The 21,866-nt window shown below is 69.6% G+C and carries 20 protein-coding genes; 13 read left to right on the forward strand and 7 right to left on the reverse strand.

All coding sequences use genetic code 11. From position 1 onward, the window contains the following. The first annotated feature begins 625 nt into the window (after positions 1–625). The 9 genes from hemL to JHN63_RS31055 all read left to right on the forward strand — a co-directional run bounded on the left by hemL (position 626) and on the right by JHN63_RS31055 (position 10,203). A complete protein-coding gene (hemL, locus tag JHN63_RS31015; RefSeq protein ID WP_200686852.1) occupies positions 626–1,978 on the forward strand; it encodes a glutamate-1-semialdehyde 2,1-aminomutase in 1,353 nt (450 codons plus the stop codon). Next, positions 1,975–2,664, forward strand: a complete 690-nt coding sequence (locus tag JHN63_RS31020; RefSeq protein ID WP_200686854.1) for a histidine phosphatase family protein — start codon at positions 1,975–1,977, stop codon at positions 2,662–2,664. The genes hemL and JHN63_RS31020 overlap by 4 nt, the downstream gene beginning before the upstream one ends. 149 nt (positions 2,665–2,813) lie before the next feature. Next, positions 2,814–4,112 carry a hypothetical protein gene (locus JHN63_RS31025; RefSeq protein WP_200686856.1) on the forward strand — a complete coding sequence of 433 codons (1,299 nt, stop codon included), beginning with the start codon at positions 2,814–2,816 and terminating at the stop codon, positions 4,110–4,112. 77 nt (positions 4,113–4,189) lie between these two features. Then, complete coding sequence (locus JHN63_RS31030) at positions 4,190–4,792, forward strand: TlpA disulfide reductase family protein (RefSeq protein WP_200686858.1); 603 nt, start codon at positions 4,190–4,192, stop codon at positions 4,790–4,792. A gap of 6 nt (positions 4,793–4,798) precedes the next feature. After that, positions 4,799–5,563 (forward strand): cytochrome c biogenesis CcdA family protein, encoded by a 765-nt coding sequence (locus JHN63_RS31035; RefSeq protein WP_374222959.1) that lies wholly within the window; start codon positions 4,799–4,801, stop codon positions 5,561–5,563. Between the two features lie 3 nt (positions 5,564–5,566). Next, positions 5,567–7,390 (forward strand): cytochrome c biogenesis protein ResB, encoded by a 1,824-nt coding sequence (locus JHN63_RS31040; RefSeq protein ID WP_200686860.1) that lies wholly within the window; start codon positions 5,567–5,569, stop codon positions 7,388–7,390. Beyond that, the gene (gene ccsB, locus JHN63_RS31045) at positions 7,387–8,523 is read left to right on the forward strand and encodes a c-type cytochrome biogenesis protein CcsB (RefSeq protein WP_200686862.1); all 1,137 of its coding nucleotides are present in this window, start codon (positions 7,387–7,389) and stop codon (positions 8,521–8,523) included. The genes JHN63_RS31040 and ccsB overlap by 4 nt, the downstream gene beginning before the upstream one ends. A gap of 103 nt (positions 8,524–8,626) precedes the next feature. Continuing rightward, the gene (locus JHN63_RS31050; protein WP_234477987.1) at positions 8,627–9,229 is read left to right on the forward strand and encodes an RNA polymerase sigma factor; all 603 of its coding nucleotides are present in this window, start codon (positions 8,627–8,629) and stop codon (positions 9,227–9,229) included. Further along, on the forward strand, positions 9,226–10,203 hold the full coding sequence (locus tag JHN63_RS31055) for a CU044_5270 family protein (protein ID WP_200686866.1): 978 nt from the start codon (positions 9,226–9,228) through the stop codon (positions 10,201–10,203). Before JHN63_RS31050 ends, JHN63_RS31055 begins: the two co-directional genes overlap by 4 nt. 61 nt (positions 10,204–10,264) lie before the next feature. Here the strand turns inward: JHN63_RS31055 and JHN63_RS31060 are convergent, their stop codons facing one another. From JHN63_RS31060 to JHN63_RS31075, 4 genes are all read right to left on the reverse strand, one after another. Next, complete coding sequence (locus tag JHN63_RS31060) at positions 10,265–11,806, reverse strand: hypothetical protein (RefSeq protein ID WP_200686868.1); 1,542 nt, start codon at positions 11,804–11,806, stop codon at positions 10,265–10,267. After that, the gene (locus JHN63_RS31065) at positions 11,803–13,941 is read right to left on the reverse strand and encodes a hypothetical protein (RefSeq protein ID WP_200686870.1); all 2,139 of its coding nucleotides are present in this window, start codon (positions 13,939–13,941) and stop codon (positions 11,803–11,805) included. The genes JHN63_RS31060 and JHN63_RS31065 overlap by 4 nt, the downstream gene beginning before the upstream one ends. 143 nt (positions 13,942–14,084) lie before the next feature. Then, positions 14,085–15,056 (reverse strand): isopenicillin N synthase family oxygenase, encoded by a 972-nt coding sequence (locus JHN63_RS31070; RefSeq protein WP_200686872.1) that lies wholly within the window; start codon positions 15,054–15,056, stop codon positions 14,085–14,087. Positions 15,057–15,137: 81 nt separating this feature from the next. Next, entirely contained in the window at positions 15,138–15,308 is a 171-nt protein-coding gene (locus tag JHN63_RS31075; protein ID WP_307782019.1) for an Arc family DNA-binding protein, read from the reverse strand. A 20-nt stretch (positions 15,309–15,328) separates the two neighbouring features. Here JHN63_RS31075 and JHN63_RS31080 point away from each other — a divergent pair, with 20 nt between their 5' ends. Further along, a complete protein-coding gene (locus JHN63_RS31080) occupies positions 15,329–16,528 on the forward strand; it encodes an RNA-guided endonuclease TnpB family protein (RefSeq protein ID WP_200686928.1) in 1,200 nt (399 codons plus the stop codon). A gap of 34 nt (positions 16,529–16,562) precedes the next feature. Here the strand turns inward: JHN63_RS31080 and JHN63_RS31085 are convergent, their stop codons facing one another. Beyond that, entirely contained in the window at positions 16,563–17,042 is a 480-nt protein-coding gene (locus JHN63_RS31085; protein WP_200686876.1) for a nucleoside deaminase, read from the reverse strand. A 101-nt stretch (positions 17,043–17,143) separates the two neighbouring features. Between JHN63_RS31085 and JHN63_RS31090 the strand changes: the two genes are divergently transcribed. Then, positions 17,144–18,406: a PucR family transcriptional regulator gene (locus JHN63_RS31090; RefSeq protein WP_200686878.1), complete on the forward strand. Its 1,263-nt coding sequence runs from the start codon at positions 17,144–17,146 to the stop codon at positions 18,404–18,406. Between the two features lie 25 nt (positions 18,407–18,431). Here JHN63_RS31090 and JHN63_RS31095 read toward each other — a convergent pair whose 3' ends face one another. Further along, complete coding sequence (locus JHN63_RS31095; protein ID WP_200686880.1) at positions 18,432–19,040, reverse strand: TetR/AcrR family transcriptional regulator; 609 nt, start codon at positions 19,038–19,040, stop codon at positions 18,432–18,434. Between the two features lie 186 nt (positions 19,041–19,226). Here JHN63_RS31095 and JHN63_RS31100 point away from each other — a divergent pair, with 186 nt between their 5' ends. Further along, positions 19,227–19,967 carry a VOC family protein gene (locus JHN63_RS31100; RefSeq protein WP_200686882.1) on the forward strand — a complete coding sequence of 247 codons (741 nt, stop codon included), beginning with the start codon at positions 19,227–19,229 and terminating at the stop codon, positions 19,965–19,967. A 481-nt stretch (positions 19,968–20,448) separates the two neighbouring features. Here JHN63_RS31100 and JHN63_RS31105 read toward each other — a convergent pair whose 3' ends face one another. Then, positions 20,449–21,423 carry a zinc-binding dehydrogenase gene (locus JHN63_RS31105; protein ID WP_200686884.1) on the reverse strand — a complete coding sequence of 325 codons (975 nt, stop codon included), beginning with the start codon at positions 21,421–21,423 and terminating at the stop codon, positions 20,449–20,451. A gap of 100 nt (positions 21,424–21,523) precedes the next feature. Between JHN63_RS31105 and JHN63_RS31110 the strand changes: the two genes are divergently transcribed. Then, positions 21,524–21,856: a helix-turn-helix transcriptional regulator gene (locus JHN63_RS31110; RefSeq protein WP_200686886.1), complete on the forward strand. Its 333-nt coding sequence runs from the start codon at positions 21,524–21,526 to the stop codon at positions 21,854–21,856. Positions 21,857–21,866 lie beyond the last annotated feature (10 nt).

Below are 21,866 nucleotides of genomic sequence, written 5' to 3' on the forward strand. Positions count from 1 at the left end.
ATCCCCGAGCCAGGACCCGACCCCGAGGACCCCGACCCCGAACCCATACCGGACCCGGGACCCCCCTGCCGCGCCTCAGCCGCTTCCTCCGCGTCGCGCCGGTGCTTCCCCCGTTGGGCACGCCGAGGACCCAGGTCGTCAGTCCCCTCGCCCAGCCCGCCACCGCGATGCATATCTCCACCCGACTGCTTTTCTGGGACGCGTGGCCCCGCCGCGCAACCCGATCATCGTGTCAGTGACCTCCCCCACGGCCGCCCGCCGAAACGTGCGCTGAAACACCTGTCCGCAGGATCTGCGCAAGCCCTGAACACCGCGCGCCCGACCGGACGCCCGCATGAGCTGTGTGTATCCGTGTGTATCAGGTGCCAGTCTCGCAGACGGGTGGGGGCCCCTGCCCGTTCTCCCGCCGCCTACCCTGTGGAGGTCACGGAGTCGCCGGAGCCGAAGAAGAACGAGAAGTCCCAGAATTTCCCACCGTGTGGAACAAGTCCCACAAGTTCCACAAGTCCCGTAAGCCCTACAAGTTCCCGGCGGGCCCCACAAGCCGAACAGGCCGAACAGGCCCAGCAAGCTCAACAAGCCCCACAAGTCCGAGAAGCCGGAGAAGTCGGAGAAGTCGCAGGTCATGACCGAAACGCCAAGCGGAGGGCCGAGCGGAGCGCCGCGCGCCCTGCCCTATCCATACGAAGCGCCCGTCTCGCAGGCTCTCTTCGACCGCGCGTCGGTCGTCACTCCGGGCGGCGTGAACTCCCCGGTGCGCGCCTTCCGCGCCGTCGGCGGCACGCCCCGGTTCATGGTCTCCGGCAACGGCCCCTATCTGACCGACGCCGACGGGCGCGAGTACGTCGACCTCGTCTGCTCCTGGGGCCCCATGATCCTCGGGCACTCCCAGCCCGACGTGATCGCCGCCGTGCACGACGCCGTCTCGCGCGGCACTTCCTTCGGCACCCCCGGTGAGGGCGAGGTCGCGCTCGCCGAGGAGATCGTCGCCCGTGTCGAGCCCGTGCAGCAGGTACGGCTCGTCAGCAGCGGCACCGAGGCCACCATGTCCGCGATCCGGCTCGCCCGCGGGTTCACCGGGCGGCCCAAGGTCATCAAGTTCGCCGGGTGTTACCACGGTCACGTCGACGCGCTGCTCGCCGCCGCCGGCTCCGGTGTCGCCACCTTCGCGCTGCCCGACACCCCCGGTGTCACCGGCGCCCAGGCCGGCGACACGATCGTCCTGCCGTACAACGACCTCGAAGCCGTCAACGAGGCCTTCCACCGGCATCCCGGTGAGATCGCCTGCGTCATCACCGAGGCCTCGCCCGGGAACATGGGCGTCGTGCCGCCGGCACCCGGGTTCAACCAGGGGCTCAAGGACGCCTGTAGCAAGAACGGCGCGCTCTTCATCTCCGACGAGGTCATGACCGGGTTCCGGACCAGCAGGGCCGGATGGTTCGGGATCGACGGCGTCGTCCCGGACCTCATGACCTTCGGGAAGGTGATGGGCGGCGGCTTCCCCGCCGCCGCGTTCGGCGGGCGCGCCGACATCATGGCGCACCTCGCCCCCGCCGGGCCCGTCTACCAGGCAGGCACCCTCTCCGGTAACCCCGTCGCCACCGCCGCCGGCCTCGCCCAGCTCCGGCTCCTCGACGACGCGGCCTACGACACGATCGACGCCGTATCGGCGCAGATCCAGTCGCTCGTCACCGAGGCGCTCAGCAAGGAAGGTGTCGCGCACCGGCTGCAGAACGCCTCCAACATGTTCTCCGTGTTCTTCACGGACCGCAGCGTGCGCACCTACGAGGACGCCAAGGCGCAGGAGTCGTACCGCTTCACCGCCTTCTTCCACTCGATGCTGGCGAGCGGGGTCTATCTGCCGCCCTCGTCCTTCGAGTCCTGGTTCGTGTCCACGGCCCACGACGAACGGGCCATCCAGCGGATCGCCGACGCCCTCCCGGCGGCGGCCCGAGCGGCGGCGGAGGCCACCGAATGAGCAGCAGCGCCACCAGTGACATCACCGTCGTGCATGTGATGCGGCACGGCGAAGTCGCCAACCCCGAAGGGGTGTTGTACGGCCGTCTCCCCGGCTACCACCTCTCCGAGCTCGGGCGGCGGATGGCCGACCGGGTCGCCGAGCACCTCTCCTCGCGCGATGTCACGCATGTCGTCGCCTCCCCGCTGGAGCGCGCGCAGGAGACCGCCACGCCGATCGCCAAGGCGCACGGGCTCGACCTCGCGACCGACGGGCGGCTCATCGAGGCCGACAACGTCTTCCAGGGCAAGACCTTCGGGGTCGGCGACGGCGCGCTGAAGAAGCCGGGGAACTGGAAGTACCTCGTCAGCCCGTTCAAGCCGTCCTGGGGCGAGCCCTACGTCGACCAGGTGGTGCGGATGATGGCCGCGCTGGACGCCGCCAAGGACGCCGCGCGCGGTCACGAGGCCGTGCTGGTGAGTCATCAACTGCCGATCTGGATCGTGCGGTCCTACGTCGAGCGGCGCCGGCTGTGGCACGACCCGCGCAAGCGGCAGTGCACCCTCGCGTCCCTGACGACCTTCACCTACCGCGGCGACAAGATCGTGTCCGTCGGCTACACCGAGCCGGCCCGCGATCTCGTCCCGGCCCACCTCCTCGCCGGCGCGAAGCCCGTCAAGGGGAAGGACAAAGCGTTCGGAGCCTGATGAACAGGGCGAGTTGGCCACTCGCCGGGCCGGGTGCCGTGACAGGTCTGTGACATTTGTTTCGCAACCCACATGGTTCCCGGCGAACTTTCTTGTCTGTCGCGTCCTCTCACAGGTAGACCACAGAGGACGCGACGGATGGGGAAGCAATGCGGAGTCTCACTCGACGGGGAGCGCTCGGAGTCGGTGCGGGCGCCGCGGCGGCCGTAGGACTCGCGGGGTGCGGGACGCTCGGTTCGGACGGGTCGAAGGGGTCGAGCCCCACCGGCGGTTCGGGCAAGGGGCACTCCGGTGGTCCCACCAAGTCGATGGAACCCCGCGCCAAGCCCATCGGTGACGGCTCCACGTCCTTCACCGGCGCGCAGCCCAAGCAGCCCGCGAAGCCCGTGCCGTTGGAGGCCGGGCAGACCCCGCCGCAGTTCGTGATCTTCTCCTGGGACGGCGCGGGCGAGGTGGGCAACGGCCTGTTCCCCCGCTTCCTCGACCTCGCCAAGCAGCACGGCGCGAGCATGACCTTCTTCCTCTCCGGCATCTATCTGCTGCCCGAGTCCAAGAAGCGCCTCTACAACCCGCCGAACAACCCGCGCGGCGCCTCCGACATCGGCTACCTCACCGACGAACACGTCAAGGCGACCCTGACCAACGTCCGCCGCGCCTGGCTCGAGGGCCACGAGATAGGCACCCACTTCAACGGCCACTTCTGCTCCGGCTACGGCACGGTCGGCAACTGGACGCCCCAGCAGTGGCGCAGCGAGATAGACCAGGCCAAGTCCTTCGTGAAGGAGTGGCGCACCAACACCGGCTGGCACGACCTGCCCGCCCTGCCCTTCGACTACGAGAAGGAACTCGTCGGCGGCCGTACGCCCTGCCTCCTGGGCCAGGACAACCTGCTGCCCACCGCCCGCTCCCTCGGCTGGCGCTACGACGCCTCCTCGCCCGGCGGCCGCCAGGTCTGGCCCGTGAAGCGCAACGGCGTCTGGGACTACCCCCTCCAGGCCGTCCCCTTCCCCGGGCACAGCTTCGAGGTCCTCTCGATGGACTACAACATGCTGGCCAACCAGTCGGTCAACTCCACCAACGCGCCCGCCTACAACTACCCGGGCTGGCGTACCCAGGCCGCGCAGGCCTACATCTCCGGCTTCCAGCGCGCGTACGAGTCGAACCGCGCCCCCTTCTTCATCGGCAACCACTTCGAGCACTGGAACGGCGGCATCTACATGGACGCCGTCGAGCAGGCCTTCAAGCACATAGCCCGGCTGAAGGAGAAGGGCGAGGACGTACGGCTCGTCTCCTTCAGGCAGTTCACCGACTGGATCGACGTGCAGAAGCCCGAGGTGCTGGCCAAGCTGCGCACCCTCGATGTCGGCCAGGCACCGGCCGGCGGCTGGAAGTCCTTCCTCTCCGCGAGCCCCACCGCCTCCGCCACGGCCTCCGGAGACGCCGCCTGAAATGCGGGTTTCCGCCCGCCGGGCGCCCTTGAGGGGGGCGCGCAAGATCCCCAGAACGGGCATGCGAAACTTTTCACATGAGTGCCGCCAGTCGCGCCCGTAGCCGCGCCGTCCTGTCGACCGCCGGCGTTGCCGTCGCCGCGTTGGTGCTTTCCGCGTGCAGTTCCGGAGGTACCTCCGGAGGCTCGGGCAACACCAACTTCATCACCGGCTCCGACGGCATCGCGACCGTCAAGAAGGGCGACCGCCAGGCCGCCCCCGACCTGTCCGGCAAGACCATCGACGGCAAGACGCTGAACACCGCCGACTACAAGGGCAAGGTCCTCGTCGTCAACGTGTGGGGCTCCTGGTGCTCCCCGTGCCGCGCCGAGGCGGACAACCTCGTCCAGGTCGCCAAGGCCACCGCGGACAAGGACGTCCAGTTCGTCGGCCTCAACACCCGCGACACCAGCACCGAACCGGCCGTCGCCTTCGAGAAGAAGTACGAGGTCCCCTACCCGAGCCTCTACGACCCGACGGGCCGGCTGATGCTCCGCTTCAAGAAGGGCACCCTCAACCCGCAGGCCATCCCCTCCACGATCGTCATCGACCGGGACGGGAAGATCGCGGCCCGCGCACTCCAGGCGCTCAGCGAGGACAAGCTGCGCGAGATGCTCGACCCGGTCATCGCGGAGAAGTGAGCTGACGTGCTGCTCGCCGCCGCCCTGCCGGGCCAGAACCAGACGGTCTTCAGCGGGGCCCTGCTGCTCGCCCTGCCGATCGCCGTACTCGGTGGGCTCGTCTCCTTCTTCTCGCCGTGCGTCCTCCCGCTCGTTCCTGGCTACCTCTCCTATGTCACCGGGGTCAGCGGCACCGACCTGGGCGATGCCCGGCGGGGCCGGATGGTCGCGGGTGCCTCTCTCTTCGTCCTCGGCTTCACCGCTGTGTTCGTGTCCGGCGGGGCGCTGTTCGGCTTCTTCGGGCAGACGCTTCAGGAGCAGAAGGACGTCCTGTCCAAGATCCTCGGCGTGTTCATGATCCTCATGGGTGTGTTCTTCATGGGGATGATGCCGTGGTTGACCCAGCGTGAGTTCCGTTTCCACAAGCGGCCGGTCGCCGGGCTGATCGGGGCGCCCGTGCTCGGCGCGCTGTTCGGGATCGGGTGGACACCCTGCATCGGGCCCACGCTCGCCTCCGTCATCGCGCTCTCCTCGCAGCAGTCGAGTGCCGGTCGCGGCGCCATACTGACCGTCGCGTACTGTCTCGGCCTGGGTGTCCCCTTCGTCCTCACCGCGGTCGCGTTCCGCAAGGCCCTCGGTGCCTTCGGCTGGGTCAAACGCCACTATGTCTGGGTGATGCGCGTCGGCGGCACCATGATGATCGTGACCGGCGTGCTGCTGCTCACCGGCGCCTGGGACGCGCTGGTGCAGGACATGCAGAGCTGGTCCGACGGCTTCACTGTAGGGATCTGATCGATGAGCAAGACGACCGCCGACTCGCCCGCCGAGACGCCCCGAGCGGACCCCGCCGGTGACGACCAGGACCTCGGCGCCGCAGGCTCCCAGCTCTCCACGGCCCCCGTCGAGACCGCCATGCCCGGCTCCTTCGGCGGCAACCGCGCCCCCGGCCTCACCGGTTGGCTCGCCTGGACCGGTCGCGAAGTGCTCGGCTGGGCCCGCTGGATGTGGCGGCAGCTGACCTCGATGCGGGTCGCGCTGATGCTGCTGTTCCTGCTGTCGCTCGGCGCGGTCCCCGGCTCGCTGATCCCGCAGTCCGGCACCGACGCGCTGAAGGTGTCCGAGTTCAAGGACGCGCACAAGACGCTCGGGCCGATCTACGACAAGCTCGGCCTCTTCCACGTCTACGGCTCGGCCTGGTTCGGCGCGATCTACATCCTTCTGTTCGTCTCCCTCATCGGCTGCATCATCCCGCGCACCTGGCAGTTCGTCGGCCAGCTCCGCGGCCGGCCGCCGGGCGCGCCCAAACGCCTCAACCGCCTTCCCGCGTACGCCACTTGGCGCACCGACGCCGAGCCCGAGCTGGTCCGCGAAGTCGCCCTCGCGACCCTGAAGAAGCGGCGCTTCCGCGCCCATGTCGCCGGGGACGCCGTAGCCGCCGAGAAGGGCTATCTCCGCGAGACCGGCAACCTGCTCTTCCACATCGCGCTGATCGTCATGCTGATCGCCTTCGCCTGGGGCCAGCTCTTCAAGTCCGAGGGCGACAAGCTGATCGTCGAGGGCGACGGCTTCTCCAACACCCTCACCCAGTACGACGACTTCAAGTCCGGCAACCTCTTCAGCGACGACGACCTCGTGCCCTTCAGCTTCAACCTGAAGAACTTCGTCGGCACCTACGAGCGGACCGGCCCCAACCGCGGCACCCCGAGCACCTTCCAGGCCGACATCACCTACAGCCTCGGCGCCTACGGCAAGTCCCAGAAGCACACCATCAAGGTCAACGAGCCGCTGGAGATCGGCGACTCGAAGGTCTACCTCGTCAGCCACGGCTACGCCCCCGTCGTCACCGTCCGGGACGGCAAGGGCAACGTGGTCCTCCACCAGGCCGTACCGATGCTGCCGATCGACTCCAACATCACCTCGCAGGGTGCGATCAAGGTCCTCGACGGCTACAAGAACGCCCAGGGCGTCGCCGAACAGCTCGGCTTCGCGGCCCTGTTCGTGCCGACGTACGGCAAGGGCAGCGGCACGATGTTCTCCCAGTACCCCGGGCTCGACTACCCGGTGCTCAACGTGACCGGCTACCACGGCGACCTGGGCGTCAACTCGGGCATCCCGCAGAACGTGTACCAGCTCGACACCAAGAACCTGAAGCAGTTCAAGACCGCCAAGGGCGCCATCCTCAAGGCCCAGCTGCTCCCCGGCGAGACGATGACACTGCCGAACGGCGCGGGGTCGATCACCTTCGACAAGCAGATCAAGGAGTGGGCGGGCTTCCAGGTCGTCCAACAGCCCGGCACCAGCTGGGCCCTGACCGGCGCGCTCACCGCGATCCTCGGCCTCGCCGGCTCCCTGTTCATCCAACGCCGCCGCGTCTGGGTACGCGCGACCACCGCCCCCGACGGCACCACCCTCGTCGAAATGGCCGGCCTCGGCCGCAGCGAGTCCGCGAAACTCCCCGAGGAACTCGGAGACCTGGCGGCACTCGTGCACGACCGGGCGCCGACAAAAACCGACGACGACCCGAAGACCCCCACTCCCACTCCCACCCCCGACGCCGACACCCACGACTCCGACTCCGGCGTCGAACCGCCCGTACCCGCCGAAGGGGCTGAGAAGTGACTCTCGCCGCCGCAACCGACCTCGTCTCCGCAACCGATGTCGCCTCCGTGACCAATCTGGCCACCGCGACCAACGAGCACCTGGCCAACCTCAGCAACACGCTGATCTACTCCTCGATGGCCGTCTACACCCTGGCCTTCCTGGCGTACATCGCCGAATGGACCTTCGGCAGCCGCAGCAAGATCGGCCGTACGGCCGCCGCGCTGACCGGTGTCGGGGCGAAGAAGGCGGACGCGCCCGCCGTGACCGTGCAGAACGCCGGTGGCACCACCGTGCTGGAGCGGCCGAAGGTGGTCGTGCGGGCCGCGTCCGGCTCGCGGGACGTGCCGGACGGTCCCGGTGCGCACGGCGGGGACGAACAGGGCGACCTCTACGGCCGTATCGCCGTGTCCCTCACGGTGCTCGCCTTCCTCGTCGAGCTGAGCGGTGTCATCGCCCGCGCGGCCTCGGTGGAGCGGGCGCCCTGGGGCAACATGTACGAGTTCAACATCACCTTCTCCACGGTCGCCGTCGGTGTGTACCTCACGCTGCTGCTGCTCAAGAAGAACGTGCGCTGGCTCGGCCTGTTCCTGGTCACGACGGTCCTCCTCGATCTCGGCATCGCCGTCACTGTCTTGTACACCGCCAGCGACCAGTTGGTTCCCGCCCTCCACTCGTACTGGCTGTACATCCACGTCTCCACCGCGATCATCTGCGGCGCGGTCTTCTACGTGGGCGCGGTGGGCACGCTGCTCTACCTCTTCAAGGACTCCTACGAGAACAAGCTCGCCACCGGCGGCAAGCCCGGCGCCTTCGCCACCTCCGTGATGGAGCGGCTGCCCGCCTCCGCGAACCTCGACAAGTTCTCCTACCGCGTGAACGCGGCCGTCTTCCCGCTCTGGACGTTCACGATCATCGCGGGCGCGATCTGGGCCGAGTCCGCCTGGGGCCGCTACTGGGGCTGGGACCCCAAGGAGACCTGGGCGTTCATCACCTGGGTCGCCTACGCCTGCTACCTGCACGCCCGCGCCACCGCCGGCTGGAAGGGCCGCAAGGCCGCCTACCTGGCCCTGATCGCCTTCGGCTGCTGGCTGTTCAACTACTACGGCGTCAACATCTTCGTCGGCGGCAAGCACTCCTACGCCGGCGTGTAAGCCGCAACTCCCTTACGGCGAAGGCCGGTTCCATGTGACGCAGGTCACCGGAACCGGCCTTCGCCGTACGGACAGGTAGAGGGGTGTGGATACGAATCTCCAGTTGAGGAAACGCATCCGCGCGGGGGACCACGACGCCTTCGGTGAGCTCTTCGACGCGTACGCACGCTCCGTCTACAACCATGCCTTCCGGCTCACCGGGGACTGGGCGCAGGCCGAGGATCTCGTGTCGCTCACCTTCCTGGACGCCTGGCGGCTGCGCGGCAAGGTCGACGAGGACGGCGGTTCGCTAAGGCCCTGGCTGCTCGGCATCGCCACCAACGTCACGCGCAACACCCGCCGCGCCGCCCGAAGACACGCGGCCGCCGTCTCCCGGCTGCCCCGCGTCGAGGCCGAGCGCGACTTCGCCGACGAGGTCGCCGCCCGTCTCGACGACACCGCCGAACTCGCCCTCGTGCGCACCGCGTTGACCACCCTGCGGCGCGCCGAGCGCGAGGTGCTGGCCCTGTGCGTGTGGTCCGGACTCGACTACCGGGCCGCCGCCGAGGCGCTCGGGGTGCCCGTGGGGACCGTACGGTCGCGGCTCTCCCGGGCGCGCGCAAAGCTCGCGAAACATGTCAAAAGTACGGAACTCCGCACGGGGGACGGACAGATGAAAGGTGACCGCGACCCCGCGGTCGGGCCCCTGAGGGAGGAAGAGCGATGAACCAGCTCCCGGAACTTCCCGAGAGAGACCTCCCGCCGGGCCGTCACCGACTCCTCAAGGAGCATCTGATGACCGAGATCCGGCACGAGGACGCTGCGCCGGCTCAGCGGCGGAGCAAGTGGCTGCGGCCCGCGCTCACCGCGACCGCCGTCGCCACCGCAGCGGCCGTCGCCTTCGTGGTCCTGCCGTCCTCCTCCGGCCCGAACGGCTCGAACGGCCCGGCCGGCCCGGTCGGCCCGGGCACGTCCGCGCACCCGTCGAGCAGGTCCGCCGTCGCCCTCCTGGAGGACATCGCGCTGGCGGCCGAGCACGAGAAGTCCTACGGCCCGGTCCGCGACGACCAGTTCGTGTACGTGGAGAGCAAGGTGTCGTACGCACACGACGACGGGGGAGCGAACAGCACGATCGACCCGCTGCACCGGCAGGAGGTGTGGATGTCGGTGGACGGCCTGCACACGGGCCTGGTGCGGGAGTCGGGCGTCGGGTCGCACTCCGTCCCGCCGGACGTGAAGCCGGGCAAGGCCGGCTGGGACGTCTCCTCCTTCTACAACAACGTCAAGACCCTGCCGACCGACGCCGACGCGATGTACGACTACCTCGCCAAGTCCGCCCTGAAGTACGGCGGTCAGGAGCAGAGCCAGGCGATGTTCGTGCTGGTCGGCGACCTCCTGCGCAACTCGATCGTGCCGCCGGCGCAGAGCGCGGCGCTCTTCCGGGCGGCGGCCAGGATTCCCGGCATCACGACGGTCGAGCACGTGACGGACGCCGTCGGCCGGCCCGGTGTCGCCGTCGCCCGCACCGACCCCGACAACCCGCTCCGGGACGAGTGGATCTTCGACGCGAAGACCTACGAGTTCCTCGGCGAGCGCGAGGTGGCCACCAAGGACAACGCCGGGGCGAAGAAGGGCACGGTCACCGCGAACACCGCCGTCCTGCGCCGGGCCGTCGTCGACAGGGCGGGCGAACGGCCTTAGGACTCAAAGGTGTTCGGGCCGTAGGGACCAAGGGTGTTCAGGCCGTAGGGAGCACGGGTGTTCAGGCCGGAGGGAGGCAGTCCTTCGACGGGGGCCTGCCCTCCGGCCAGGCGATCCGCACGAAGCGGGCGGCACCCTTCGGGGTGAGTTCCACGATCGGTACGGCCTTGTCGTACGGGTTGCCGTGGACGTCCAGGCAGATCCAGCCGCTCGCCCCGCCCACCCGCAACGAGCCCTTCACCTGCGGCCATTGGAGGCCGACGTCGGACAACGGCGGGATCTTCTGCTGGTCGGGGGTGGCCTCGCGGATGCCGTGGACGGCGAGTCGCATCGCGTCGTAGGCGATGATCGCCTGGCCGTCGTCGAGGGAGAGCGGGCCGAGCGGGCCGACCGGGTGGGTCTTCGCGGCGGCCAGCAGCTTGTCGAGGTCCCGCGTGTCCTGGGCCGAACCGCCGGTCGCCGGAGCCTTCTTGAGCCAGGCGTCCGGGTGGGCGAGGGCGGTGAAGCGGACGGAGACGCCGTGCTGGAGGGCGCTGATGTCGAGCTTGTCGTCGCCGGTCAGATACGAGCCCTCGTCGCCGGTGAGCACCGTGAACGTCCGTGACTGGCAGCCGCGGCGGCCCAACGCGTTGATGAACTGGCGCAGTTGGGTGTGCCGGCCGGCGAAGAACACCGTGTCCAGCGGCGCGTCCGTGTCGCAGACGAGGTCGGTGATCTGCCGGAAGGTGTTGGGCGTGCTGCCCTCCTGGCTGCGGTCGGCGGGCGGGGTGAACGGCCAAGAACCGTACGGCGAGCCCTTGAGCAGGGTGGTGAAGGCCTGTTGGAGCGTCTTCGTGTACGGGTCACCGGGCTTGTCGTAGACCAGCAGCGCCCGGTCCGCCGTCACCTTCGCGAAGGAGGCCAGCGCGCGCGCCTCGTCGGTGTTGGTGGGGGAGACGCGGGCGAGCCCGGGGTAAGGGTCCTTGCCCCGCTGCCCGTTGGCGAGATCGTCGGCGGTGATGGACGAGCCGACCACCGGCACACCGAGCCGGGTCAGCTTCGCCACGGCCTTCTTGTTGTTGTCGGTGCTCATCCCTATCCCGGTGACCGCCCGCAGCCGGTCCGACGACGTCGTCATCGCCACGATCCGGTCGACCGCCCGCTCCCAATACACGCCCGTGGCACCGGGGTTGGCGAGCGCGAGCCGGATGTACGGGGTCTCGCCGTTGTTGTCGTGGTTGGCGCGGTACTGCGCGAGATACGCGCCCTGCAACTCGTGCCCCACGTCGTTCAGGGTGTCCGTGTCGGTCGCGGTGAACGGCTCGTAGAGCGCGACGGTGACGTAAGTCCCCGCCTTCAGGGAGCTGTTCTCGCGGGCCACCGCCCGGATGGTGTCGGCGAACCGGCGCTGCCCGAAGTCGAACGCCGAGGCCGACACCCCCACGCACTCCCCGCTGTCCTCGGGCCGGGCCACCCCGGCCGCGCAGGAGCGGTCGTCGTGCAGGAGGGTGCGGGTCAGCTGCACCAGCCCGAAGACCAGCGCGCCGGCGACCACGAGGGCCGAGTAGCGGTAGATCGGGATCGTCCGGATCCGCTGGACCAGTTCGCGCGGCCACGCTCTCATCGCGGTCCCCCGTTCCGTTCGTCGCCGCCGGGCACCCGCAACGGGCGCCCGGCCAGGGCCTGTTCGGGCCACTGCTGGGCGGCCCGCCACAGCGGTTCGCTGCCCGCGGGCCAGATGTTCGACAACTGCTCCAGATCGAAGTGCATCCGGCCCGCGACCTCCACGTCCGGCAGCACCAGCGGGTCCGTCACCTGCCACACCGCGTGCAGCAGCCGCCGTACCGTCAGATGCAGGGCCACGTCCACGCCGGCCGGCGGGTCCTCCTCGGCGTCCGTGCGGGCGAGCGCGACCGCCTTGCGGTGGTCGCCCGGGGCGCCGATGTCCCGGCCGTGCGGATCGTGCGCGTGGTAGTAGGGCGCGGCCGTGACGAACAGCAGCGTCTCCAGCCAGGCGTACGGCGTGATGGTGCGGAAGGTGCCGCGCAGATACGCCACCGCGTCCGCCGTGTCGCCCAGCGCGAGTTCGTGGTGCAGCCGGTAGCGGGCGCGGGCCGGGGTGTCCGGGTTGCCGGGCAGGCCGTCGTAGTGCGAGAGCAGGGAGCGGTGGACGGCCCGCCAGCGGCCGTGGTCGGCGTCGTCGAGGTGCAGCCGCAGCAGGAGCAGGGTGCGCAGGAAGGGGTCGCCGACGAAGTAGCCCTCGGCCGGGGGCAGTCCCTCGGCGGTGAGCTGGGTGCGCAGCCGGTTCACCCCGGCCGCGCCGAAACTGTCCCCCAGCCGTGCCTCGGCCAGCGCCCGCGCCGAGTCCCCGTCGTGCGCGGTGGCGAGCACGGCCAGCTCCTCCGCGAGCCCCGGCGGCACCAGCCGGTCGAGCAACTCCCGGTACCCGGGCCGCCGATCGCTCTCCTCGTCCCCCTCCGGCTTGAGCCCGGCGGTCAGCAACTCGCCCGGACTGACCGCCCCCACGGGCCGGTTCTGCCGTACGGCCTGCCCCAGCACCGCCGCCCCCAGCGGACTGCCGGCCGTCAACCGATGGATGGCGTACGGCAGTTGGGGCGGCACCTCGACACGCGTAGCGTCGCCGTCGGCGGCGCACACGTCGGCGATGACGCGCCGCGCCTCCTCCGGGGTCAGCGGCGGCAGAGTCACCAACAGGGCCCGCGACGAAGGCGAGTTGCCCGGCACCCACCCGCTCGCACGCGCCACCTCCGGCAGCGGATGCCGTACGGCGTCCGGCAGATCGGGATGGCGATGACCGCGCAGGCCGGCGAAGAAGACCACCTGGTCGCCGGTATTGCCGTCGGCCCGCTCCTTCAGGACGGCCTTCATCAGCCCAGGACCGGGCCCCGACTGCACGTTGTCGACGAGCACGACCGGTCGCCCGACCCGGCGCATCCGCTCCCACCGGCGCCGGTAGGTGTCGCCGAGGTCGGCGAGCAGCGCGCGCAGCAGCCAGCGTTCGGCGTCCGCGCGGGAGGTGCCGTCGGCGCGGAAGTCCCGGGCGATCTCGATCAGCCCGCGCCTGGCCTCGCCGCTCGCGCCGGGGTAGTCGCGGTACCAGTCCGCGCCCGCCTTCAGCAGCCCGTTCGGCGTCCACACCAGGTCGAAGAGGGTGTCCAGGGTCGCCTCGATGACGGCCTGGCCCACCGGCCCCGTACCGGACAGATTGGCGATCAGCCGGGAGGCGACCTTGCCGGCCCAGCCCTGCGCGATCACCGCCCAGCGCCGGGCCGGGTCGCTCAGCAGCAGGATCCGCCGGGCCTCCTCACGGGCACTGTCCTCGTCCCGGGCACCCCAGCCGGTCGCGCACACGGCCAGCAGCCCGGCCTCCAGGCGCGGGAAGTCGATACGGCCGGCGCCGTGCACCACCGGCTCCCGTAACTGCTCCGCGATCGTCGTCAGCGCCTGCCACACCGGCGACCAGGTCGCTGCGGGCCGCCCGTCCGGCAGTCGTACGAGCCGGTCGGCCTCGCAGTCGATCAGCGCGACCGGTGTGTGCCCGCGGTACGCGGTCCGCAGCTCGGCCAGCGCCGTGCTCTTGCCGAGGCCGCGGGCGCCCGCGAGCACCACGAAGGGCGGTTCCGGGTGTTCGGTCGGTGAGGTGAGCAGCTCGTACGGGCGCAGGCCGATCAGCCGCGCGGCGAGACCGGGCGGCTGTGCCTCGAACAGTGCCGCGCGTCCATGCAGCCCTCTCCCCACCGCATCTCCCCCTGAGCGGTCGCCTGGCACTGCAACTGGTTCTACCAACACCAGGGTAAATAGGGGGAGTTGGTTCGGACTAGGTCGAGCGGTGTCCGTTGGGTTACGAAAATGTCGGAACGGCGGACTTCTGAGTGGAGGACTCAGTCGACGGTGATCGAGTCGAGCTTCTCCCGCAGATAGACATGCGAGTCGACGGCGTCGTACGCCACCCGTCCGACCGGCGCGGGCACGGACTCCACGAGCGTGCCCGGGGTGCACTCGCCGAAGTAGACGAGCGACATCAGTTCCTCGGCGGGCGCGTCGGCGGGCGGCGGCAGCACCCGGTGCCGTCCCGACCGCCACCGGTCCCCGGTCCAACGGGCCATCAGATCACCGATGTTGATGGTGAACGCCTCGGCGTCGAACGGCGCGTCCTCCCAGCCGCCCTCGTCGGTGAAGACCTGAAGACCCCCCTTCCCGGCCTGCCGGTCGAGGATGGTCACGGTCCCGAAGTCGGTGTGCGGCCCGATCCGGAACTGCCCCGGCTCCGGCTCCCCGACGACCTCCGTCCCCGGGTACCAGTTGATGTTGAACCCGTACGTCGGATGGTCCATGTGCCGGGAGAAGAAGTCGGGCTCGAGCCCGAGCGCGACCCCGAGCAGCGACAGCAGCTGCTTCTCCAGCTCGCCCATCCGGTCCAGGTACTCCTCGCAGAGTTCCTGGAGTTCCGGGATCTCCGCCGGCCACACATTGGGCGCGTACCACTCCGCGTTGATCACCGGGTCCGCGAAGGGCCGGTGGGTGGCGAAGGTCAGCGACTCCTTCAGATCGGGCGGGGTCTCGGTCCCCTCCGAGTACCCGTTGGCCTCGGCCCCGGGCCCGAGCCACCCACGCCCACCCACCTTGGCGCTGTACGGCTCTTTGACACCGGCCGGCAGCGCGAAGAAGGACCGGGCGGCCTCCCGGATCCGGGACCGCAGCGCCGGGTCGACCCCGTGCCCCGTGACCAGCAGGAACCCGGCCGTCTGGAGGGCGCCGTCGACGGTACGGGCGATGTCCTTCCGCGTCTCCTCGTCCCCCTCGATCCAGGGGCGGAGATCGATCGTCGGGATACGAGGGGTTGGAGTAGTCACGGAGAACCTCCGGGAGCGTCCCGGTCTTCGGACCGGGAGGGCGAGTGCCTGCTGAGCGCGGCGGGGAAGGGTGATTCGGCCTCAGGGCGATGTGCTGTCCGCCTCAGCGGCGGCGCGCTCGCCCTCCAGGCGGTAAACGATTTCGGAGTTGAGGGACCTGCGGGCGGACTTTGCCTCGGCGACCAACCACGTGTGGAGGTCGGTAGGCAACCTGAGGGTGATGCGAGCTTCGTGATCCATAGCGCACAGCATAGTGGTAAAGTGGTGTCATGATGACACCGCAAGGAGGGTTGGAGGCCGGATATGCCCGGCACACCTATCGCCTGCGTGTGTCGACGACCGCTCAGGCTGCGTTGTTGGCGGAGTGGGACCGATGTCGGTGGATCTGGAACGAGTGCGTAGCCCGATCCAAGAAGGCCTACGCCGAGGACGAGAAGTGCGGACCGGCGCGCCTGGACAAGATGCTGACTGAGGCCCGAGCCTCCACCAGGTGGCTGGCTGAGGGCGCCTCGGTGCCGCAGCAGCAGGTCATTCGTGACTTCGCCAAATCCCGGGCGAAGGCGCTCAAGGACATCAAGGACCGGTTGCCCATCAAGCAGCGGGCCGGCATGCCCAAGCACAAAAGGAAGCGGGAGGCGCCGCCGACGCTGAACTACACCCGGCGCGGATTTCGGCTTGAGGGAGGCAGGCTCCACGTCGCAGGTGGGATCGCGTTGACGGTGGTGTGGTCGCGGTCGCTGCCCGCTGATCCGTCCAGCGTGCGTGTGTATTGCGACAACATCGGCCACTGGTACGCATCGTTCGTTGTGCCCGCAGAGGTCCAGTCGCTTCCCGCCACCGGCGCTGTCATCGGCGTCGACTGGGGGGTGAGAGACACTGCGACCACCACCAGCGACGCGCACGATCTTCCTCACGCGGAACACGGTTGGAAAGCCAAAGCGAAGTTGGCCAAGTATGACCGGATGATGGCCCGCCGCCGACGCCCGAAGGGACAGGCAGCTTCCAAGGGTTACCGCGAGGCCACGAAACTGCGCGCGAAGGCGCACCAGAAGATCGCTCGACGGCGGCAGGACAGTGGTCGCAAGTGGGCCAAGAAAGTGGTCCGCGATCATGATGTGATCGCGGTGGAGGACTTCAAGGCAAAGTTCCTCGCCAGAAGTTTGATGGCGCGGAAGGCGGCCGATGCCGCCATCGGTGCCACGAAGAAGGCCCTGCTGGAGATGGGGCGCAAACATGGGCGGGACGTACGACTGGTGCACCCCGCGTACAGCACCATGGACTGCGGTAGGTGCGGAGCGAGAGCCAAGCACGCGCTGCCGTTGTCGGAACGCACTTACACCTGCACCGCGTGCGGGCTCGTGTCCCCCAGGGACAAGAACTCCGCGCGCGTGATGCTCGTCCGGGCTGGTCTGGCCCCGGCTGGTGTCGACGGCGTAAGACCTCGTGGAGCGCCGCTCCAGGAGGCTGCCTGAGCCAGGAATCCCCTCCCTCGGGAGAGGGGAGCGGTCAACGATGTCCTCGTTCCACACCACTGCCGATGTCCTCGTTCCAGAGTTCCGGGTTGTCCTTGATGAAGTCGCGCATCAGCCCGGTGCACTCGGGATCGTCGAGGAGGACGATCTCCACACCGTGCTCGGCGAGCCAGTCGTGCCCGCCGTGGAAGGTGGCCGCCTCGCCGACTACGACCCGCGAGATACCGAACTGCCGCACCAGCCCCGAGCAGTACCAGCACGGCGAGAGGGTCGTGACCATGGTCGTCCCGCGGTACGACCGCTGCCGTCCCGCCGCCCGGAACGCTGCCGTCTCCGCGTGCATCGAGGGGTCGTCGTCCTGGACGCGCCGGTTGTGGCCGCGTCCCAGCAGGGTGCCGTCGGCGCCGTAGAGCGCGGCGCCGATCGGGATGCCGCCCGCGGCGAGCCCGGCGCGGGCCTCCGCGACGGCGGTGGCGAGCCAGGTCCGTGCCTGTGCCTGATCGATGCGGTTCATGGCTCCCACTCTCCAGTGGCCGAAACACGAGGGCAACGTGCGGAAAGTACTCTCCCCGCAACCCGTACCCGGACGAACTGTCCGCGCCTCTGGAGGTACCCGTGCCCGCACTCACCCTCCGTGAGGTCCTGGCCCTCGACCCGGTCCGCGCCGCCGAACCCGAACTCCTCGCCGGCGAGGCGGCCCTCGACCGCCCCGTGCGCTGGGTCCACTCCAGCGAGGTCTACGAGGGCGCGAACTTCCTCGACGGCGGCGAACTCCTCCTCACCAACGGCTTCGGCCTCACCGACACGGATGCCGAGATCCGCCGCCGCTACGTCCGTGAACTGGCGGCGCGCGGGGCCTCCGGCCTGGCGGTGGAGGTCGGCCGCTCGCTCCCGACGATGCCACCGGAGGTCACGGACGAGGCCCGCCGCCTGGGCCTGCCCCTGCTCGCCCTGCACCGGGTCGTCCCCTTCGTGCGGATCACCGAGGCCGCCAACCGGGCGATCGTCGCCCGGGGCCTGTCCGGCCGTTCCGTCGTACGACCGTGGGGCGACGACCACACGGCCGCGCTCCTGGCCGACCTCGCGGACCGGGCCGCGCTGAACCAGCCCGAGGTCGAGGCGCGGGCGGCCCTGGCCGGCTTCCACCCCGGCCCCGGCGCCCGTCTGATCGGCGTCTCCGTGCACGGGGCCGCTCGGGATGTGACGGCCGTGGACCGGGCGGTACGGCTGCTGGGCGGGGCGAGTGCGCTGCGGGCGGCGTTCCCGGGCGACGTCCTGGCGCTGCTGGCCCTACCGGGTTCCGTCTCCGGCGACCCCATCCGTACCGTCCAGGACGCGTTCCGTACGGCTGCCGACCCCGGGCTGACCGTCGCGGTCGGCCACGCGGTCGAGGCGGGCAGCGGCTGGCTCCGCTGGAGCGACACGCTACGGGCGGCCCGTACGACACTGGAGCTGGCCCTGACGGTCCCGTCGGCCGAACCCGCCCTGCCTGACGGCCCGTTGGTGACCTCGGCGCGGGCGCTGGCGCTGGAACGGGAGCTGACGCGGGGCGGCATCGACACCAACCGCGACCGGCTGGCCCGGCTCGTGCAGCACGCGCTGGGCCCGCTGCTGGCGTGGGAGGCGGCGCATCCCAGTGACCTGGTGCGGACGTTGGAGGTCCATCTGCGCCACGGCTGTTCCCCGACCCGCACGGCTGCCCTGCTTCATATCGGCCGCCAGTCCCTCTATCAACGCCTCGAACGCATCGAGTCGTTGCTCGGTCTGGAGATCGACGACCCTGATCTGCTGGGGGAGTTGCTGGCGGCGGTGTGTGCGCATCGGGTGGTGCGGGGGATGGGGGCGGCTCAGGTACGGGGCTTGCGGACGGTGGCGTAGGCGTAGGAGAGGCCGTTTCTGCTGGTCACTTGGGGTTCGCGGCGACCGAGCGCCAGATCCGGTCCGGGAGGATGCGGGCGGCCTCGTCGAGGTCGGGTTCGATGTCGTCGACGCCGGAGAGCCAGCGGCGGATCACGCCGACCAACGGGCCCAGGACTAGGGACTCGATCAGGGGGAGCGGCAGCGGCGCCAACTCGCCTGATTCGACATGGGTTTGGATCCAGAGGGCGAACACCGACAGCCGGGCCTCCTGGGAGTCGCGCAGTTCCCTGGCCTGGGTCATGTTCCGCTGGTCGGTTCTCGCGGAGTGCAACAGCAGGGCGGCGTCGCGGTGTTCGCGGGCGAAGGTGAGATACGTCCGTACGATCGCGCGGATGCCCGTGCGGGCGGTGCGGGTCGCCTGGAGCGCCGTCACCAACTCGCCCAGCAGGCGGCTCAACCACCGTTCCGCCAGCGCGTCGAACAGGCCGTCCAGGCTGCCGAAGTGGTGGTACAGGCTGCCGAGGCTGACACCGCTGGCCTTGGTCACTGCGCTGACGGTGAGGCCCTGTTCACCCTGCTCCGCGAACAGGCGCAGCGCGGCGTCGAGGATCAGGTCTGCGGTGACCTCGCCGCGTTGTTGCTTGGGGCTCATGCGGGACAGCGTAGGGGGAGCGGGTTCTGGAGTGAATTTCTAGAGCAGATTTCTGGAATCCTCTTCCGGTCTGATCATTCGGCGGTCCAGACTTGGTGTTCGCTGGGCCCGCGTCCGTCAGTCTCGGGGGATACGGATGGCCGTGGGCCCGGCGCTCGGACTGGGCTGGTGTCTAGGATCGTCGGCATGGCCCTGCGTCCTGTTCAGGTGAATATCAAGGCTGTTGACGGCTTGGCGGTCGGTCGGTTCTGGGCGGAGGCGCTCGGGTGGGGTGTTGTCAGCCCCGGCGTGACTACCTACGTGGGGCCCGGCGGCGGTCTTGTCTGGCCCGAGCCGCTTGGTCTCGGTATCGATCTCGTTCCTGTTCCCGAACCCAAGACGTCGACGAAGAACCGTCTGCATCTTGACCTCGCCACCGTCTCTACGACCCATCAGGCGGAGTTGATCGAGCGTCTGCGGTCTCTCGGCGCGACGCCCGTGGAGGTTGGTCAGGTCGATGTTCCGTGGACTGTCCTCGCCGATCCGGAGGGCAACGAGTTCTGTGTGCTGGAGCCTCGGGAGATCTACCTCGACACCGGGCCGATCGCGGCAGTGGTGATCGACTGTGTGGATCCGCGGGCGATGGCCCGGTTCTGGGGCGAGGCGACGGACTGGAGCGTGTGTGAAGTGGCCGACGATCACGCGTCGTTGCGCTCGGGCAAGGGGGTCGGGCCGTATCTGGAGTTCCTCCGCACGCCGGGCGTGAAAACCGTGCCGGACCGTATCCATCTCGATCTGTTGCCGTATCCCGGTGACGACAAGGCGGCGGAGGTCGACCGGCTCCGTGATCTGGGCGCGACCGATCTCGACGTCGGTCAGGGCGATGTTCCGTGGACGTGCTTGACGGATCCGGAAGGCCACGAGTTCTGCGTTCTGGCGTTGTCGTGACGCGGGGCCTTGTTGGTGTTCCGCCCGTTGGAATGTGGGCGTTGGGCCACTCGCTTCTTTGCCAGTGTCGGGCTTCCGCGGCCCGAGTAAAGGGCGCTCCCTGCGGTCGCGTCGGCTGCGCCGATTCCGCTGCGCTCCACCCTTGACTCGGTCCGCTCCAGCCCGTTTCAGAAGCGAGCGAGCGGCCCTGAGGAACGGGTGGCCGACCTGTGAACTCCCTTGCCTGTACTGCCTTGCGGGCCGGAGTGGAGGGGCGCGCTCACGTCTCGCCTGCACACCGGGCTGGATCAGCGGCTTACGGCGGGCGGGTGAGCGGTGAGCGGTGGGTGGGTGCTGGAGGCTGGGGGTGAAACTAACCACCGTCGCAGCCTTTGACCGGTTAGAAATGATCCCGGCTTCCAGAGAGAACAGGCTCGGTGTAGCGCCGCTTTTTTAGGGGCGCGGGGAACTGCGCGGCCAGCCCCCACTGAACAACCACCCCTCAGTTCCCCACCCTGATCAACAACTTCCCCGTACTGGTCCGCGCCCCCATCACCCGATGCGCCTCCGCCGCCTCCTCCAAACCGAACTCCGCAGTCACCGGCAATGACACGGACCCGTCGGCCACCGTCGCGAACGCCCGCTCGGTCAGCGCTCGTAGCGCCGCCGGGTCGGTCTTCGCGAGTGTGAGGATCGAGAAGCCGGACACCGACAGCGCGCCGGGGTACAACTCGGGCTGGCCCACTCGCCACGGCTCCGCCGAACTCGCGTTGCCGAAGGAGACCAGGCGGCCGAAGGTCGCAAGGGAGGCCAGGCTGCGCTGGAGGGTCTCGCCGCCGACCGGGTCAAGGGCGAGATCTACCCCGCGACCGCTCGTCGCCGCCCGCACCGGTGCCTCGAACTCGCCCACGAACACCTCGTCGTAGCCGTACCCGCGCGCGAACTCCGCCTTCGCCGGGCTCGATACGACCCCGTACACGGAACCCGCCCCGGCCGCCCGCGCCAACTGCCCCACCACCGTGCCGATTCCGCCCGCCGCACCCTGTACGAGGAGCGTCTCGCCGGGGTGCAGTCGGCCCACCGAGTGGACGAGGGCGTACGCGGTCGGGAGGACGGTGGGGAGGGTGGCGGCGGTGCGGAGGTCGACGCCCTCGGGGAGCGGGAAGACGGTCACCGCGTCGGCGACGGCCACGTCCGCGTACGCGCCGCCCGCCGTCAGGGCCGCCACCTCCTGGCCCACGGTGAGGTCGTCGATGCCGGTGCCGAGCTCCCGTACTCGCCCCGAGACCTCAAGTCCCGGTACGAAAGGGAGACTTGGCACCCGGTATCCCTCGCCCCGCGCCTTGAGGTCGGCGAAGTTCACCCCGGTGTACGCCACGTCGATGGTGACTTGGCCGGGGCCGGGTCGGGGGATCTCCGTCTCCACCACCTTGAGGACCTCGGGACCGCCGAACTCCTGGATCTCGACCGCGCGCATGCCGCACTCCCCGCTCGACTGTTCAATGAAAAGCGAACACTCGCGAGTGTATGGTTTTCATCGAACAGTCGGCAAGTGGGGGAGCAGGCGGGAGGCGGACATGGCGCAGCGGAACATTGGCAGTCATCGGGCCGCTCCCGAGCACGCCCACCCCGACGATGTCCCCGTGCAGACCGCCCTCGCCGCGCTCGCCGACCCCGTACGCCTCACCCTCGTAAGGGAGTTGGCGGGATCCGAGGACTGGTCGCGCAGTTGCGGCAGCTTCGACGTGCCCGTCGGCAAGGCCGCGTTGAGTCATCATTTCGCCGTGCTGCGGGGGGCCGGGATCGTCGAGCAGCGCGACGAAGGGCCCAAGCGGGTCAACCGGCTGCGGAGGGACGAGTTCGAGGACCGGTTCCCGGGACTGCTGGAACTCGTACTGCGGGCAGAATGAACCGCGTCAC

Source organism: Streptomyces sp. MBT65 (assembly GCF_016612545.1).
Taxonomy (GTDB): Bacteria; Actinomycetota; Actinomycetes; order Streptomycetales; family Streptomycetaceae; genus Streptomyces.